Consider the following 16900-nt stretch of genomic DNA (forward strand, 5'->3'; position numbering starts at 1 on the left):
ATATGCACCTTTTCTATTGTATTTGCAATTTAATAAAGTTAATTTGAATTTATGTAACGCACATATATGAAGCCATCTTTTAAAAAAGGAAGTGATTTATCATACACATTCAAGCTGTGAAAATACCAAAGAATATTGAAAGTCATTTGTTTAAGCAACTTAGTAACTTGGTTTCAAATGAGAAGAAAGAACGAATGAAGCGTTTATTAAACTCATGCGACGTTAATAGGACACTGATAGGGGATTTACTAATCCAATCTCTAATCTGCCAAAAGTATAAAATTAATAATGAAGAAATTAGATTTAAATATAATGAGTATGGAAAACCTTTTGTTGAAAATTTTTCTGACTTTCATTTTAATCTGTCACATTCAGGAGAATGGGTGGTTTGTACTACTGCTAATTTTAATGTGGGTATTGATATAGAAAAGGTTTCAGAGATAGAGGCTCTTAAATTAGCAAATGAATTTTTTTCAGAGGAAGAATTTTATGATATATCTAATATAAATTCTGATGAACAAATTAATTATTTTTATGATTTATGGACATTAAAAGAAAGTTATATAAAAACGATTGGAAAAGGGCTTTATATCCCGTTAAATTCATTCTCTATAAAAAAAGAGTCACCAACTTTAATTTCATATAAGTATATACCTCAAAACTTTTACTTTAGACAATATAACATTGAGCCAAATTATAAGATATCTGCCTGTGCAACAAGGGATGAATTTCCGCAAGAGATAATAATTAAAGACATTTATGCAATTTGCCAAAATATATACAAATTTGAAAGTAAGGAGAAAATCAATGCAGAAGACTAAACTTTTTTGCTTTCCACATGCTGGGGGATCTGCGTTTAGTTACGCAAAATGGAAAAATCACTTTAATCCATATATTGAGGTAGTCCCGATAGAGTTAGCTGGTAGAGGATATAGAATTGAAGAAAACTTGTACCAAAGTATGGAAGAGGCAGTAAATGATGTCTACAATAAAATAGTTATGCAGATAGATGATTCGCCCTACATTCTATTCGGGCATAGCATGGGAAGTTTGATTGCCTATGAAGTAGCAAGAAAAATAAAAGATTCTAAAAACGTATCGCCTGAATTTCTTGTTTTGTCCGGTAGAAATCATCCAAATAGTAAAATAAAAAATATCCGACATAATCTTTCTAATGAGCAATTTAAAAGAGAAGTTATTGCAATGGGAGGTACACCATCCGGGGTACTTCAATCAGAAGAATTAATGGAGATTTTTCTCCCAATTCTAAGAGCAGATTTTAAAATTGTCGAGACATATATTCATGACAATAATATACAACCATGTGATATTGATTTTCTTATATTTAATGGGGAAAATGATGAATTTACTACATATGATCAAGTAATAAAATGGGAGCAATATACAAGTAGAACGTGTACTCTTCATTCTTTTGAAGGTAATCATTTCTTTCTAAATGAAAATATTGAAGAAATAGCAAAGAGTATTATAAGAAAGTTAGATTCTAAAAGATTATCAAATAGTTTTTAGAGGTTTTCTTTCATCATCAGACAGTCGTTGGATAACTGGTGAGTTAATTGATGTAAGGGGTGGATCTTGCTTATAATGCTAATTGTAAGTATTATTTACTTTAAAATCAAAACTTTCTCAATTTAATGTTGAGAAAGTTTTGGTTTTTATTATTCTAGTAGTAATCACTTTTTAAAGTTATAGAAATTTAAAAATAAAGTATTGTATACATGTAAGTATGATTAAAAATGAAAAGTTGTAAATGCTAAATTTAATTAAATACGCCTTACTCTCTTTAACATTGGCCTGAATGAATAGTTTATAGGAGATTACACTGGCTAAAGATGCGATAATTGTTCCAAGCCCTCCAATATTTACTCCTAGTAATAAAGCTTTCCAATCAGAAGTAAAGTTTGATAGAAGAATTGAAGTAGGAAAATTGCTAATCAATTGACTCAAAAATATGGAACTAAAGAAGACTGAAGTATCTCCTCTTAAATTAGCGCGAGCAAAGGTCCCCAGCGCATCAGAATGAGAAATGTTTCCAATAAAAATAAAAAAACAGACAAAGGTTATTAGAAGAAAGTAATCAATCTTTAATAGTATGTTTCTATCTAACGTAAAAGCTGCCATCAATGTAACTATTAGCGCAATGTAATAATTAATGAAACCAAAAATAGATGCAATGATAGTGATAAGTATCAAAATCCAGATGGTAGCTTTTTTTCGATTCTTCACGGTAATAACAGGTAGTTCTATTTTTAAATCTGTTTTTTGAAGTTTTTGAGTAAATATAAACAACAAACTAATTCCAAGTACAGCTAAAAGCAGGATTGAACCTAAAAATGGGATGAGCTTAATTCCATAGTAAGAATATAGATATAAATTTTGTGGGTTTCCCATAGGCATCAAGCTACTACCGATGTTTGCCGCAATTGTCTGCAGGATGATTGTATCCATCATGTTCATTTGTGTTTTTTTACTAATGACAAGTGTTATTGGTACAAAAGTGAGGAGAGCAACATCATTTGTTACAAACATGGAGCAAATAAAGCATAACAAAATTAGAATAATAGATATTGACCTGCTGTTATTGCATTTATTTAAAATCGCAACGGCAAGTTTGTCTAATATCTTTAGTTGTTCCAAGGCCTTAATGGCCACCATTAGATTAAATAAGCTAATTAACACTTCAAAGTTAATATATTCGACCTTTGGCGAATGTATGAAGCAGCTTACAATTGCTAGTATCAGTGAAATGGTAAGTACTAAATCCTTTTTTAAAAATTCGAATTTCATAAGGAGTCTTTTTTTATTTTGAACGAATACTATTTCTTTCACAATACACCACCTGTAATCTATGTTAGTAAATATACGTTTTTTGGGATAACTCGATATTGCTAGAAAAGAGGATGTCATAAGGTCCTAAATAAGAGTTTTGTAATGTTTCATCCCTTCAACAAAATCCTTTTTTTCTTAGTGTCTTTCATGTTGCGAATATGTGCAATATAGACGAATCAAACTAGGGGGATTAATTGAGAAAACAAATGTTTTTTGTATGATACCATAAATAAATTAAATGTTTTATTTTTTAAATATTCTTATAATATCCCGTTGATTCTTGATTTCAAATACTTTATATGAACTTCTAAAAGAGAAAAAATATGCATGTTTTTATGAAGAAAATAGAGACTAGTCAAAGGTTAGGTAGAACGGAATCCGCGATGTTTGGATACTGTATAAAATTCACAAAATCTCACTGTTTTTTAGATGAAAAATCTTAAAATATTTTTTTGTTTTTATAAAAATCTGTACTTTTTCGTAACATTCTGTACTTTTGATTATAAATTAAAGACAAGCTTCTCTTAGTTGAAGATTGAAAGCGCTTTATAGATTTTTCGTGAAGTTTTTATCTAGCCTATTTTTGAGATTAGTAGTGAGAAAGGAGATATTTCCATGTTCTTGAGAAAATTAACAAAAAACCACTTAATCACTATTGATTATTATGATTTAAATGTAAATCACCGGTAAACGAAACAAACATAATAGTACAACAACAATAGTGGATAAGAATATTAGTTTTGCAGAAGGGGATAGAGCATCGTGTGTATAATCGATAATTTTTTTGAAAATTTGGGTTTTTAGGTGCGTGTTGCGATGTTTGCTTAAACAGGCCAATTCTATTCATATAGAAAATTTTTATCCTTGTTGTATTTGAATATGAATGAGGTATTTATGCCACGGAATATAGGTGATTTTATATAGATTATGATAGATAAATTTTTGGTATGGAGTGATAATATGGAAAGATTTTTTGTAGAGTTAGTCGGATCAACAAATGATTTTTTATGGTCTAAATTGTTAATTATTATGCTTGTTATTTGCGGAATTTATTTTACATTTAAATTGAATTTTGTACAGTTTCGAATGTTAAAAGAGATGGTCCGTGTATTAATGGAGGGGAAAAGTGGTTCTAAAGATCAAATCTCTCCTTTTCAAGCGTTTTGTATTGGTATGGCAGCTCGCGTTGGAACAGGGAATATTACAGGAATTGCGATTGCGATTGCATTAGGAGGTCCTGGAGCTGTATTTTAGATGTGGATTATTTCTATTATTAGCTCGGCATCCAGTTTTGTTGAAAGCACATTAGCACAGATATATAAAGTAAAAGATAAAACTGGTTTCCGCGGTGGGCCATCCTATTATATGGAAAAAGGGTTAAATAAACGTTGGATGGGAGTATTATTCTCTATTTTAATTACAATTACTTTCGGTCTTGTATTCAATTCAGTACAATCAAATACAGTTACAATTGCTTTTCAAAATTCATTTGGTACAGATCGTTTAACAGTTGGGATAATCATGGCCATTGCTTTCGCCGCGATTATCTTTGGTGGTGTACAACGTATTGCAAAAATGGCTGAATACAAGGTGGTATTTTTAGCGGTATTATACATTGGAGCTGCATTATTTGTTGTAGTTACCAACATATCAAAAATGCCGGAAGTTCTTTCTCTTATTGTTCAAAACGCATTTGGTTTTAAACAAATAGCAGGAGGTTCAATTGGTGCAGCACTTATGAATGGAGTTAAACGTGGTTTATTTTCAAATGAAGCTGGTATGGGAAGTGCACCAAACGTTGCTGCAACAGCAACAACAAGTCATCCGGTGAAACAAGGACTGATTCAAGCATTTGGTGTATTAACCGATACACTGATCATTTGTACTAGTACTGCCTTTATTATTTTGCTGTCTGATGCATATAAACAACCGGGGTTAAATGGTATTGCACTTACACAAGCAGCATTAAGTGAACACATCGGTTCTTGGGCATCGGGTTGTCTTGCTATCTTTGTCTTTTTATTTGGATTTGGTGCGTTAATTGGCAACTATTATTATGGTGAAACAAATATTCGCTTCTTACATACAAGTAAAGTGTGGTTAATGACATACAGAATAAGTGTGTTGGCTATGATTGTATTTGGTTCTGTTGCAAAGGTTCAAATTGTATGGGATTTAGCGGACTTATTTATGGGATTTATGGTTATTATTAATTTAATTGCTATTACCTTACTTTCAAAAGTAGCATTTGCGGCGTTACAAGATTATATAAACCAGAAAAAAACTGGTAAAGATCCTGTTTTTTATAAAGAAAGCATTAAAGGACTTGAAAATGTTGAATGTTGGGATAGTTATGAGGAAACTTCAAAAAAGAAAAGTGTGTAATAAGAAAGATATTCAGACTGCAATGTGCCTGAATATCTTTCTTGGTTCTAGTGCAAATATTATTGATGATATTAAAGAAAAAATTATTCTATATAAAGTTAATAGTACGGGGGAATATTGTTAAATGATAAAGGATTCTATCGTTCAAATTGAGGGTCAAGAAAAAGTTTGCTTAGATCAATGGGTAGCTCATTATCGAACGTATGCAGCTAAGGGACGAAGCGCCAGTTATATTCCCGCTCTGGGGGAAATAAATGTATCGCAGTTAGGGATTTGTATAGTAAAGCCAGATGGAACAATGATAAAGTCAGGAGATTGGGAGGTACCTTTCACATTACAAAGTATATCAAAAGTAATCGGGTTTATAGCCGTTTGTTTAAGTCGTGGTATTTCTTATGTATTAGAACGAGTTGACGTAGAGCCAACTGGAGATGCCTTCAATTCGATTATTCGTTTAGAGATACATAAACCAGGAAAACCTTTTAATCCTATGATTAATGCTGGAGCGATTACGATAGCTTCACTTTTGCCAGGGATATCGGTGAAAGAAAAATTAGAATCTCTATACGTATTAATTGAAAAAATGATAGAGAAGCGTCCTGCTATTAATGAAATAGTATTTCAATCAGAATGGGAAACGGCTCATCGTAATAGAGCTTTAGCATACTATTTAAAGGAGAATGGTTTTCTAGAATCAGATGTGGAGGAGACACTAGAGGTTTACCTAAAACAATGTTCAATTGAAATAAATACAGAAGATATTGCCTTAATAGGGCTTATACTAGCACATGATGGATATCATCCTATTCGCAAAGAACAAGTGCTCCCTAAAGAAGTAGCTAGGTTAACAAAAGCTTTAATGCTTACTTGTGGAATGTACAATGCTTCCGGGAAATTTGCTGCTTTTATTGGATTACCAGCTAAGAGTGGGGTATCCGGCGGAATTATGACACTTGTTCCCTCAAAATCTAGGAAGGATTTATCGTTTCAAGATGGATGTGGTATTGGTATTTACGGACCAGCCATTGATGAATATGGGAATAGTTTACCAGGAGTTATGTTGTTAGAACATATTGCAAAAGAATGGGATTTGAGTATATTTTAAAAAGGAGCACAAATATTTTGGTGTTAGAGCGAGTCCAAAAGTGTTCAGGCCATATATTGTGTCTGAACATTTTTGAGTTATAAAGTATCTTTCTAAAGTAGAAGACTGTAATGAATACTCACAATCTGTAATACTTTCGTTTATATCTTATTTATTAGTTTTTGAAAAAAATAGAGTAAGTGTTGTATTAATACAAATAGGTTTGTATACTGACTGTTAGGCGAAAGTGGGAAGTGATTATTTTGAATCTTAGTAATTTAGTAAAAAAAGACATCTATATTCTTGTTTTAATGATACTTACAGTACCCTTAGTAGGTGAAATAAAGTCATTTCCCTTAAACGAAACATTTAGAATGAGCTTTGGTGCACCGACATTTTTCTTTTTTTTGTTATTGTTTCGACGAGTTCCAGCATTTTTACCGGGTTTTTTAACAGCAATAGTCGTTGTAGTATTTCGTATGTCAATGGATGTAATAATAAAGGGAAATATGGATTGGTTAGCCGCTTTTCATACTCACTATCCTAGTTTTTTCTTTTATTTTACGTATTCGTATCTCTTTCATTTAGCAAAAATTAAACGTTTTTATCATCAACCACTAATGATCGGTTTGATTGGTTGCGTTATTGAAATATTGTCAGACTGTGTGGAATTAATGATTCAATATTTCGTATTAAAAACATCGATCACATCCGAGGCAATAAATGAGATCGTTGTTATCGCATGTTCCCATAGTTTTATAGTTCTAAGCTTTTTCAATATGATGAAATTGTATGAAGCGCAATCAAGGGAGAGACACATAAAGAAACAAAATGAACATATGCTTATGCTCATTTCTAATTTATATGAAGATGCTGTTCATTTAAAAAAAACATTACAAGATACTGAGAATATAACAAAAAAATCCTATGATTTATATAAAACCTTAGACTCTTTTGAGCATAAACAGATGGATTTTCAGTTTCAGGATTTAAGGCAACAGGCATTACAAATTGCTGGTGAGGTGCATGACGTTAAAAAGGATAATCAACGTATTTTTGCGGGACTTTCAAAACTAATTTCTGATGAAAGTTTTACAGATTATATGTCTGTACATGAACTAGTAAACATCATTATACGGGCAAATACGAAATATGCACGGTTGCTAGAGAAAGACATCCAATTTGTATATAAAATTGATGGTGTGCATCCTCATTATCATATTTATACAATCCTATCTATTGTAAATAATATCGTGACAAACGCTGTAGAGGCTATCCAAAGTATGGGAACCATTATAATTGACATTAATAAAGACCATCATTTCGTTGAATTTCGAATAGGAGATAACGGTCCAGGTATTTCTTCAAAATATAAAGATTCAATTTTTGAGCCTGGTTTTACTTCTAAATATGATGGTTTAGGCAATCCATCGACAGGCATCGGACTATCGTATGTTAAAGAAATGGTCGAACAACTTGAAGGTGATGTTACGCTTGAGGACAGAACCGAAGGAAGAGGATCAATTTTTATAATTAGATTAGGGATTGATCATATAATTTCGAAAGGGTGATTCTATGTATTTTTATATAGTAGATGATGAAAAAGCGGTTCGTTCAATGTTGGCTCAAATTATCGAGGATGAAGATCTTGGAGAGGTTATAGGAGAAGCTGAGGATGGTTTATCTTTAGAGCAATACATGCCGATCCTTAAAAATATAGACATTTTATTTATTGATTTGTTAATGCCCATTCAAGATGGAATAAAAACAATTCGTCAAATAAAGCCTTCGTTTAAAGGGAAAATCATCATGGTCTCTCAAGTAGAATCAAAAGAATTAATTGCTGAAGCTTATTCGCTTGGCGTTGAATACTATATTATTAAGCCAATTAACCGGATTGAAGTATTAACAGTTGTCCGGAAAGTCATTGAAAGAATTCGTTTGGAAAAATCGATAAAAAACATTCAAGAATCGCTTAATACGGTACTAAAATTGGATAGTAATTCAAGTGCGCAAGAAAAATACCGTAATGAAAAACATTTAAATACTTTTAATCATTTTCAAAATTCCATTCATTTTCTTTTGTCGGAATTAGGAATAGCCAGTGAAAATGGAAGTAAAGATTTAATGGATATGCTAGATTATTTATATAAATATGAACAAGATAACACGTTGGAACAAGGTTTTCCCTCACTAAAAGAGATTTTTATGAATTTAGCTCAAAAAAAACTTGGGGATTCAGCTGAAGATACCGAATTAAAAAGGTTCATAGAAGCTTCCAAACAACGGATTCGGAGAGCAATTTATCAATCATTAAACCATTTAGCATCTCTTGGACTTACTGATTTTTTAAACCCGAAGTTCGAAAATTATGCTTCTAGATTTTTTGATTTTACTACCGTAAGGAGAAAGATGACAGAATTGAATAATGAACCAACAGTACCTGCTCGTATTGATACGAAAAAATTCATTCAAGTTCTTTATTTTGAAGCAAAACGAATACACTTGGAATTAAGATGATAAACTCTTGCTCATTATCATTTTCAATTAATAGATTGATAGTTGTTTTCATGTTATTTGTTTTATATAGTTTTTCTAAGAGAGTATTTTCCTTTCTTTCATATCATTTTTAAAATCAGAAAATTCCGTATCGATTTGGTAGAAATGTACTAACTTGGAACAAAAGAATATGTATTTCTTACACATTAATATTCATTTAAAAACGAGTATTTCCAAAATAAAATATAACTACATAGTAAGTTGAATTTAAAAAAAGATGCTATCTTCTAGCATCTTTTTTTCTTTTAGAGAAAATATCATTCATACTTATATTATTTGAAATTCAAATGCAGGCATACAAATGAAGGAAGAGGAGATAATATTTAACAAATTATAATTAAAAATGGTATTTTAGGTCAGAAATGTTTTTATACTAACTAGGTTATTGGTACTAAATAAGTATAATGTCTCGCTTTTCTGCTCTTTAATCTTATCGTTATTTTTTATTAAGTACATATCGTTCTTTAGAAATTTCAATCCTAACAGAGTATATAAATTGGGTGATAAACATGTGGAACATAATTACTTCTTATTTTCCAGATTGGAAAGTCTTTGTACAAGCTTTTATTTTGTTTTTAATTCCGTATACTATCTCAAGATTTTTTCATTGGGTTCGTATGACAGAGAAAGAGTGGGAAGAATGAGTTGGTGGAAGTCAAGAGACAAACAAGTGAAGAAAAATAATATTCAAAGTAAAACGAAACAAGAGTATAAACCTTCTCAAAATGCAACCGTTCATTTCACAAACGATTTTGCCTCTAACTTAGAACTTATAAAGCAACAGATCGGACATAATTCTGATGTTCGCTTTCGGAAGTTTAATATTGGACGCACAGATATTCAAGCTGGGATCATTTTTGTTGATGGTCTATCAGATAAAGAGATCATTGACAAACATATTATGAAATTACTAATGGATGATTTTTCTGACGAATATAAAAATGAATCTTCTTATGTGGAGGGGACTGTTTCAAAAGAATATATTAAAAATAAAGTTCTTACAATTAGTGAAGTAGCAGAAGTCCATTACATAAAAGATGTGATATCCAAAGTATTGATAGGTTCAACAGCTCTTTTAATTGATGGTTTAGCAGATGTGTTTATTCTTGGTACAACAAAAGCAAATAAACGAAACATGGAAGAACCAGTATCAGAGGCATTAGTCAGAGGGCCACGGGTTGGTTTTACTGAAGTATTAAGTGATAATACCTCACTTTTGCGACGGCATTGTGCAGATGAGAACTTATCATTAGTAAAGCTACCAGTAGGAGAACGTGCAAAGAAAGAATTAGTTGTCGCATTTATTAAAGATCTTGCTAGTACAGAATTGGTGGAAGAAATAAAAAACAGAATTCAGAAAATTGACATAGACAGTGTACTCGAATCTGGTTATATAGAGCAACTCATTGAAGATAATTATCTCAGTCCTTTCCCGCAGATTCAAAATACAGAACGACCTGATCGTGTTATTAGTGCTTTGATGGAAGGCCGAGTAGCTATTTTGTTAGATGGAACACCATTTGTTTTAATTGCTCCAGTTACATTTAGTATGCTGCTGCAATCACCAGAAGATTATTATGAAAGGTGGCTTCCTGGTACGCTTCTCCGCTTATTACGCTTCATGACAGCGTTTGTTTCATTATTTGCTCCAGCACTGTATATTTCTTTTATTTCATTTCATCCAGGATTAATTCCCACCAAGCTAGCTATTTCTATTATCGGATCGCGAGAAGGAGTTCCTTTTCCCGCTTTAATCGAAGCGTTGATTATGGAAGTAGCCATCGAAGTTTTACGAGAAGCAGGTTTACGTCTGCCTAAACCGATTGGACCTGCAATGGGAATTGTGGGCGGTTTAATAATTGGTCAGGCTGCCGTAGAAGCAGGAATCGTTAGCCCAATAATGGTTATCGTTGTTGCGGTAACAGCTATTTCTTCTTTTACTATCCCACAATATAGTGTGGGAATTACGTTACGCATTCTTCGTTTTGTAGCTATGTTTTGTGCTGCGATATTTGGATTGTATGGAGTTATTCTCTTCTTTCTTTTACTTTGCAGTCATTTAGTGAAACTGAAAAGTTTTGGCGTTCCTTATACTAGCCCTGCTGTTCCGTATCGATTTAGTGACTGGAAAGATTTTATGGTTCGCATGCCATTAAAAATAATGAGACGTAGACCAAAAATAATGCATACTAAAAAAACTATCCGCAAAAAGTAGCTGATGACGAAAGGAAGTGGCCTTCAGTGATTACTAAATCCCAAGACCGAATAACAACTTCGCAAGCAGTTGTTATTATTGTAAATTACATACTCGGAACAGGAATCCTCACTCTGCCCAGAGCATCTGTGGAAAAAGTGAAAACACCAGATGTATGGCTAAGTGTGATATTAGGTGGAATACTCGCAATGGTTTCAGGAGTAATCATGGTCAAATTAAGTCAAGGATTCCCAGAAAAAACCTTTTATCAATACAGTCAAGAAATTGTAGGGAAATGGATAGGCAGGTTGCTTAGTTTTCTTATTATAGGTTATTTTCTTACAACCTCAGCTTTTCAAATTCGTTCAATGGCAGAAGTAATAAGCTTTTTTTTGCTCGAAGGAACTCCTACATGGGCTATTATTATGCCTTTTATGTGGATAGGTCTTTATTTGATTATGAGTGGTATTAACTCAATTGCACGGATGTTTGAAATAATATTCCCTATTACTGTTTTTATTTTTTTAGTCATTTCCTTTATGAGTATCGGAATATTTGAGATAGATAATCTCCGTCCCGTATTGGGTTTTGGGATTAAACCAGTGTTAGATGGGATAAAAACAACGTCTCTCGCATATACAGGTCCTGAAATTATGTTAATTCTTTTGGTGTTTATGGAACAACGAAATAAAGCAGTAAAAGCTATTTTAGTTGGAATTTCTATTCCGTTAATCTTTTATGTAATAACTGTTGTAATGGTCATCGGTGCATTATCAATTGATGGGGTTGTAACAAGAACATGGCCGACAATTGACCTTATGCGCAGTTTTGAAATTTCTGGTTTGATATTTGAACGTTTTGAATCTTTACTACTTGTAATATGGATTATGCAAATATTTGCTACCTATACGATTAGTTACTATGCAGCTGCATTAGGATTAGCCCAACTCTTTAAAAAGAGTATTCATCCATTTATTTTTGCTTTGATTCCAATCATTTACATCATTGCTATGACTTCGAAAAATATAAATCATTTGCTTAAATTGGGGGATATGCTCGGTGATGCTGCTATATTTTTATTTGGTTTACTGCCACTGCTCCTTCTTATTATTAAGCGATTAAAAGGAGGAATAGTGTGAAAACGAAATTTAATTATATGCGGTTCTATTTGGCTTTGTTATCGATGCTTGTGCTCCTATTTTTAACAGGATGTTGGAGCAGTAAAGAAGTAGAAGAGTTGAGTTTAACTGCAGGTATAGCACTAGATAAAGGGAAGGATTCAACAATTGAGAAAGAGGATGAGGAAGGAGGATATCCTAAAAGAAATCTTATAACAGCTACTTATCAAATTGTTAGTTCGCAAGCACAAAGTAAAGGAAACGGACAACAAAAACGGTATATAAATGTTTCTGAGACCGGTGATTCCATTCATCAAATTGTTCGGGAGCTTTCATTGAAAAGAGAGAGCGAAATGTTCAGCCCGCATTTAAAAAACATTGTTATTAGTGATAGTCTTGTACGTACATACAGTTTAGAACAATTACTTGAACAGTATCTCCGTGACAATGAAGTTCGGCTGAGCTCTATGATCTTAATTAGCAAGGGGCTAGCGAAGGAGGTACTGGAATCAAACAAAAAAGGAGAAATCCCAGCATTTCGTTTGTCTGGAATTGCAGATAATAGAAATAGAACAACAAGGATTTTGGCTCCTGTATCGCTCGCTAAATTAGAAGGAAAGATGCGGTCAGGGTCCAGTTTTCTTTTGCAAAATGTAATCTCGATGAATGGGGAAACAAAATTTGCAGGAGCTGCTGTAATTAAAGGGAAGACAAAAAAATTGATGGGCTTTTTAAATGAACAGGAATTGGAAGGAGTAGTATGGATAAACGGAAAAAGGAATGGTGGTGTGATAAAAACTTTTGATAAAGAATCAAAGAAACTCATTATATACGAAATAAAGTCAATAAAAAGCAAAATCATACCACATGTTAACGGAAATAATATTTCCTTTGATGTAAACATTGAATCAGAAGGACGTTTGTCTGAAAATTGGGTGCAACCAGGAAAAGATTTTGAAAATGAATTTTTAAAAAGGGAAGAAAAAGCTATTGAAAATGAAGTAAAGCACTTAGTACATCATGTTACAAAAAAAATACAAAAAGAATATCAAGTCGATATTGCGGGTTTTGGCAACCAATTAAGAATTAAACACCCGAGAACATGGGAGGAAGTCAAAAAAGATTGGGATCGAACATTTAGTAAGGTACCGATTAAATATCATATAAATGTAACTATACAAGATTATGGAGCGTCAAGTTTAAAACGGTGAGACGTCTTAATTGACCTTATATTTACACAAAAACAAAAAGTTACAAAAATTTTAATTTGAAAATTTTTGTAACTTTTTGTTTTTTTATGTCCTTCTTATTATAGATTAAAGAAATGATTTTACCCTATACATTTCTTTTACGTTATAAAAGTAGATCACAATAGTTACTATTGGCGTTTTATTTAACGTTAGGAAAGAGGAATCGTTATATGTCTTGAATAGGAGGGAGTTTGAAGTGCAAGCGAAAGCAGTGCAAATAAAAGAAATCTATCAAGAAATATTAGACGGTAAAAGAAGTAGGTTTCCACCGAATACATGGAAAGAAGATAGCAATAGAGAGCTATCTAAAAGGGTTACAAAATATTTAATTGAAACAATTTTAAAATAGAAATTAACAAAGTCTTAAAAGGAGAGAGTTTAAATGATGATTGTTCTTCAGGTAGTTTTAGCAATTTTTATTGTAGTAGGGGGATTCATAAAAATTTTTCGTATATCTTTTCAGGTGGAACATTGGCAACAATATCAATATCCATTATGGTTTATGTCTATAATTGGTTTTATTGAAATTATTGGAGCAATAGGTATAATCGGTGGTATTTGGAATCAATACTTAGCGCTAGGAGCAAATATATTATTAGCAGTTCTCATGGTCGGAGCCATTCATGCTCATATTTTTCGAGCAAAACAATCTATTTTAATGATAATTCCTGCATTACTTTGTTTCATACTATCTACGGCGATAATTATTTGGAACTTAAATACATTTTCTTAAGCGTAACTATAAATTTTGAAAATAAGTAATTATTAGAGGAATATGTAAGCTCTATTTAAAATGGTGAATAGTTAAAGAATATTAATTCCGAAAAATCATCACCATTTTACTCTTGTTTTTAATAGTTCTATGAATAGAAAGTCTCTACATTTTTTAAATGCATGCTTGTAAAGTACATACAAAAGTGTAGCTCATTATAGGAAGGAGAATTTTTAAATTCTATTGATAAACCCAGTAATTGTAATAGCCCTAACTTAGAATAATAATTTCAAAATCAATAAAGTTTAGAATAAAAGGAGCAAGATCAAATTATTATGAATAAACAAATAGGATTTATCGGATGTGGAAACATGGGTATTGCTATGATAGGTGGGATGATTAATAAAAATATAGTGTCTCCAAATCAAATAATTTGTTCAGATTTAAACGTCAGCAATTTAAAAAATGCTAGTGATAAATATGGCATAACTATAACTACTAACAATAATGAAGTCGCTAACAGTGCTGACATTTTAATTTTATCAATTAAACCAGACCTATACACATCGGTAATTAACCAAATAAAAGACCAAATAAAAGATGATGTAATTGTTGTAACTATTGCTGCAGGAAAAAGTATTAAGAGCACTGAGAATGAATTTGATAGAAAGTTAAAGGTTATTAGGGTAATGCCTAATACACCGGTACTTGTTGGGGAAGGAATGTCTGCATTATCTTTTAATGAAATGGTTACAGAAAAAGATATAAAAGAGGTACTAAATATATTTAATATTTTCGGCCAGACGGAGGTCGTAAATGAAAAACTAATGGATGTTGTTACATCTATTAGTGGTTCTTCTCCAGCATATGTGTATATGTTTATAGAAGCCATGGCAGATGCTGCTGTACTTGACGGTATGCCGAGAAAACAAGCTTATAAATTTGCGGCTCAGGCTGTATTAGGTTCTGCAAAAATGGTATTGGCAACGGGAATACATCCAGGTGAATTGAAGGATATGGTTTGTTCTCCAGGTGGAACGACGATAGAAGCTGTAGCAACACTAGAAGAAAAAGGTTTAAGAACAGCTATCATTTCAGCTATGAAACGTTGTACGAAAAAATCTATGGAAATGTCTCGTTTAACTAGTAAGTGAGAGGCTTTGTTTAGGCGTAACTTCACATCCATTAATGTAAGTAGTTATTTAAATTGAAAATTTGTTGCTATTCTCTTATAGGGAGCGGGGGCATACATTGCCTTCCGCAACGGTGCTCTAGGATGGAATTAAATAGATTAATATATAAATTATAGGGAAAATAAAAAGTGTATACAAATGTATAATCGGAGGAGTTGTTATGTCAAATAAAGTTCCTACTTCCTTTATCATTATTATAGGATTGATGCTGTTTGCATTGTTTTTTGGAGCAGGAAATTTAATTTTTCCACCTATGCTTGGTCAAATGGCTGGAAATAATGTATGGATAGCCAATGCAGGCTTTTTAGTTACTGGAGTTGGTTTACCATTGTTAGCAATAACAGCATTTGTTTTTTCAGGTGAAAATGATTTGCAATCTTTAGCTAGTCGTGTGCATCCGGTGTTTGGTATTGTATTTACGACCGTTCTCTATCTAGCGATTGGCCCCTTTTACGCCATCCCTAGATCTGGTAATGTATCGTTTGAAATTGGAATTAAACCTTTTTTATCACATGATGCAGGTCCTGTTGCCTTAACTGTATTTACAATCTTATTTTTTACAGTTACATGCTTGTTATCCCTTAATCCTACAAAGATTATTGACATAGTTGGGAAAATTTTGACTCCTATCAAATTGACTGTTATTGGGATGCTCGTAGTTGTGACTTTTATTCATCCAATTGGAAGAATTCAAGCGCCTATTGAATTGTATGCATCAGATTCATTTTTTAAAGGTTTTCAAGAAGGATATTTAACATTAGATGCCCTTGGAGCTTTTGTTTTCGGAATCATTATCGTGAATGCAATTAGAGAAAAAGGGGCTACGACTAAAAAGCAGCTTATGATTGTTTGTGTAAAAGCAACGGCTATTGCTGCTACACTCTTAGCTCTTATTTATACTGCCCTTTCCTATATGGGCGCTTCTAGTGTAGAAAAACTAGGTCGTTTAAATAATGGGGCTGAAGTTTTAGAAAAAGTTTCGGACTATTACTTTGGTTCGTATGGTGCAATTTTCTTAGGTGTAATGATTATAGTAGCATGTTTAATTACAAGCGTAGGACTTATCACTGCTTGTTCTTCTTTTTTTCATAAATTATTTCCAAAAATTTCTTACAAAAAACTTGCTATTATTTTGTCTGTTTTCAGTACACTAGTTGCGAATATAGGGTTAACACAATTAATTAAGATTTCAATCCCTGTATTAATAACTATGTATCCAATTGCTATTACCTTAATATTCCTAATATTTTTACACTCTGTATTCAATGGTAGATTTGAAGTATATCAAGGGAGTTTGATATTGACATTTATTTTTAGTTCGTTAGATGGATTAAAAGCTGCTGGAATAGAAAGTGAAATAATACATAATTTTCTTGAACATTTTCTTCCTTTATATAGTGTAGGTTTAGGGTGGGGGGTTCCGGCTATTATAGGCGGTGTATGTGGGTATATTGTTAGTGTATTACGGAAGAAAAATAACTTAAGTTCTAGTGAAACTCAATTAAATAAATAAATTATTTTTGTTTATCATACCATTATCGAACATACAAAACTA

The 16900-nt window shown here is 32.1% G+C and carries 13 protein-coding genes and 3 pseudogenes; 15 read left to right on the plus strand and 1 reads right to left on the minus strand.

Annotated features, from left to right (window positions below; translation table 11 throughout):
* The first annotated feature begins 116 nt into the window (after window positions 1–116).
* The 3 genes and pseudogenes from MR143_RS13115 to MR143_RS33435 all read left to right on the plus strand — a co-directional run.
* Window positions 117–821, plus strand: coding sequence for a 4'-phosphopantetheinyl transferase family protein (locus MR143_RS13115; protein WP_000701211.1), 705 nt, complete (start codon window positions 117–119; stop codon window positions 819–821).
* Entirely contained in the window at window positions 808–1530 is a 723-nt protein-coding gene (locus MR143_RS13120; RefSeq protein WP_001172939.1) for a thioesterase II family protein, read from the plus strand. Before MR143_RS13115 ends, MR143_RS13120 begins: the two co-directional genes overlap by 14 nt.
* Before the next feature lies 1 nt (window position 1531).
* Window positions 1532–1606 (plus strand): annotated as a pseudogene (locus tag MR143_RS33435) (short-chain dehydrogenase); the annotation flags it as partial.
* 101 nt (window positions 1607–1707) lie between these two features.
* Here the strand turns inward: MR143_RS33435 and MR143_RS13125 are convergent.
* Complete coding sequence (locus tag MR143_RS13125) at window positions 1708–2850, minus strand: anion transporter (RefSeq protein ID WP_000659269.1); 1143 nt, start codon at window positions 2848–2850, stop codon at window positions 1708–1710.
* Between the two features lie 960 nt (window positions 2851–3810).
* Between MR143_RS13125 and MR143_RS13130 the strand changes: the two are divergent.
* The 12 genes and pseudogenes from MR143_RS13130 (at window position 3811) to brnQ5 (ending at window position 16858) form a co-directional block, all read left to right on the plus strand.
* A pseudogene (locus MR143_RS13130) lies at window positions 3811–5235 on the plus strand (alanine/glycine:cation symporter family protein).
* Between the two features lie 124 nt (window positions 5236–5359).
* Window positions 5360–6340: a glutaminase GlsA gene (gene glsA, locus MR143_RS13135; RefSeq protein ID WP_000588633.1), complete on the plus strand. Its 981-nt coding sequence runs from the start codon at window positions 5360–5362 to the stop codon at window positions 6338–6340.
* A gap of 233 nt (window positions 6341–6573) precedes the next feature.
* Window positions 6574–7890 (plus strand): ATP-binding protein, encoded by a 1317-nt coding sequence (locus tag MR143_RS13140; protein WP_000584815.1) that lies wholly within the window; start codon window positions 6574–6576, stop codon window positions 7888–7890.
* Window positions 7891–7894: 4 nt separating this feature from the next.
* Window positions 7895–8839: a response regulator gene (locus MR143_RS13145; RefSeq protein WP_000274091.1), complete on the plus strand. Its 945-nt coding sequence runs from the start codon at window positions 7895–7897 to the stop codon at window positions 8837–8839.
* Between the two features lie 548 nt (window positions 8840–9387).
* Complete coding sequence (locus MR143_RS32965; protein WP_000267086.1) at window positions 9388–9522, plus strand: hypothetical protein; 135 nt, start codon at window positions 9388–9390, stop codon at window positions 9520–9522.
* Complete coding sequence (locus MR143_RS13150; protein ID WP_000119240.1) at window positions 9519–11093, plus strand: spore germination protein; 1575 nt, start codon at window positions 9519–9521, stop codon at window positions 11091–11093. The genes MR143_RS32965 and MR143_RS13150 overlap by 4 nt, the downstream gene beginning before the upstream one ends.
* 26 nt (window positions 11094–11119) lie before the next feature.
* On the plus strand, window positions 11120–12211 hold the full coding sequence (locus MR143_RS13155) for a spore germination protein (protein ID WP_242280797.1): 1092 nt from the start codon (window positions 11120–11122) through the stop codon (window positions 12209–12211).
* A complete protein-coding gene (locus MR143_RS13160) occupies window positions 12208–13401 on the plus strand; it encodes a Ger(x)C family spore germination protein (RefSeq protein ID WP_000850038.1) in 1194 nt (397 codons plus the stop codon). The genes MR143_RS13155 and MR143_RS13160 overlap by 4 nt, the downstream gene beginning before the upstream one ends.
* A gap of 235 nt (window positions 13402–13636) precedes the next feature.
* Window positions 13637–13786, plus strand: a pseudogene (locus MR143_RS13165) (DUF4046 domain-containing protein); the annotation flags it as partial.
* Window positions 13787–13822: 36 nt separating this feature from the next.
* The gene (locus tag MR143_RS13170; RefSeq protein ID WP_000973720.1) at window positions 13823–14173 is read left to right on the plus strand and encodes a DoxX family protein; all 351 of its coding nucleotides are present in this window, start codon (window positions 13823–13825) and stop codon (window positions 14171–14173) included.
* Between the two features lie 314 nt (window positions 14174–14487).
* Entirely contained in the window at window positions 14488–15306 is an 819-nt protein-coding gene (proC, locus tag MR143_RS13175) for a pyrroline-5-carboxylate reductase (protein WP_001041304.1), read from the plus strand.
* A 199-nt stretch (window positions 15307–15505) separates the two neighbouring features.
* The gene (gene brnQ5, locus MR143_RS13180) at window positions 15506–16858 is read left to right on the plus strand and encodes a branched-chain amino acid transport system II carrier protein BrnQ5 (protein WP_000066879.1); all 1353 of its coding nucleotides are present in this window, start codon (window positions 15506–15508) and stop codon (window positions 16856–16858) included.
* The last annotated feature ends 42 nt before the right edge of the window (window positions 16859–16900 follow it).

It is taken from the genome of Bacillus cereus group sp. BfR-BA-01347 (assembly GCF_022663835.1).
Taxonomy (GTDB): domain Bacteria; phylum Bacillota; class Bacilli; order Bacillales; family Bacillaceae_G; genus Bacillus_A; species Bacillus_A thuringiensis_K.

Coding starts and splice junctions, on each gene's coding strand:
- MR143_RS13120 (WP_001172939.1), top strand. CDS start 808: ATGCAGAAGACTAAACTTTTTTGCTTTCCACATGCTGGGGGATCTGCG.
- glsA (WP_000588633.1), top strand. CDS start 5,360: ATGATAAAGGATTCTATCGTTCAAATTGAGGGTCAAGAAAAAGTTTGC.
- MR143_RS13145 (WP_000274091.1), top strand. CDS start 7,895: ATGTATTTTTATATAGTAGATGATGAAAAAGCGGTTCGTTCAATGTTG.
- MR143_RS32965 (WP_000267086.1), top strand. CDS start 9,388: ATGTGGAACATAATTACTTCTTATTTTCCAGATTGGAAAGTCTTTGTA.
- MR143_RS13150 (WP_000119240.1), top strand. CDS start 9,519: ATGAGTTGGTGGAAGTCAAGAGACAAACAAGTGAAGAAAAATAATATT.
- MR143_RS13170 (WP_000973720.1), top strand. CDS start 13,823: ATGATGATTGTTCTTCAGGTAGTTTTAGCAATTTTTATTGTAGTAGGG.
- proC (WP_001041304.1), top strand. CDS start 14,488: ATGAATAAACAAATAGGATTTATCGGATGTGGAAACATGGGTATTGCT.
- brnQ5 (WP_000066879.1), top strand. CDS start 15,506: ATGTCAAATAAAGTTCCTACTTCCTTTATCATTATTATAGGATTGATG.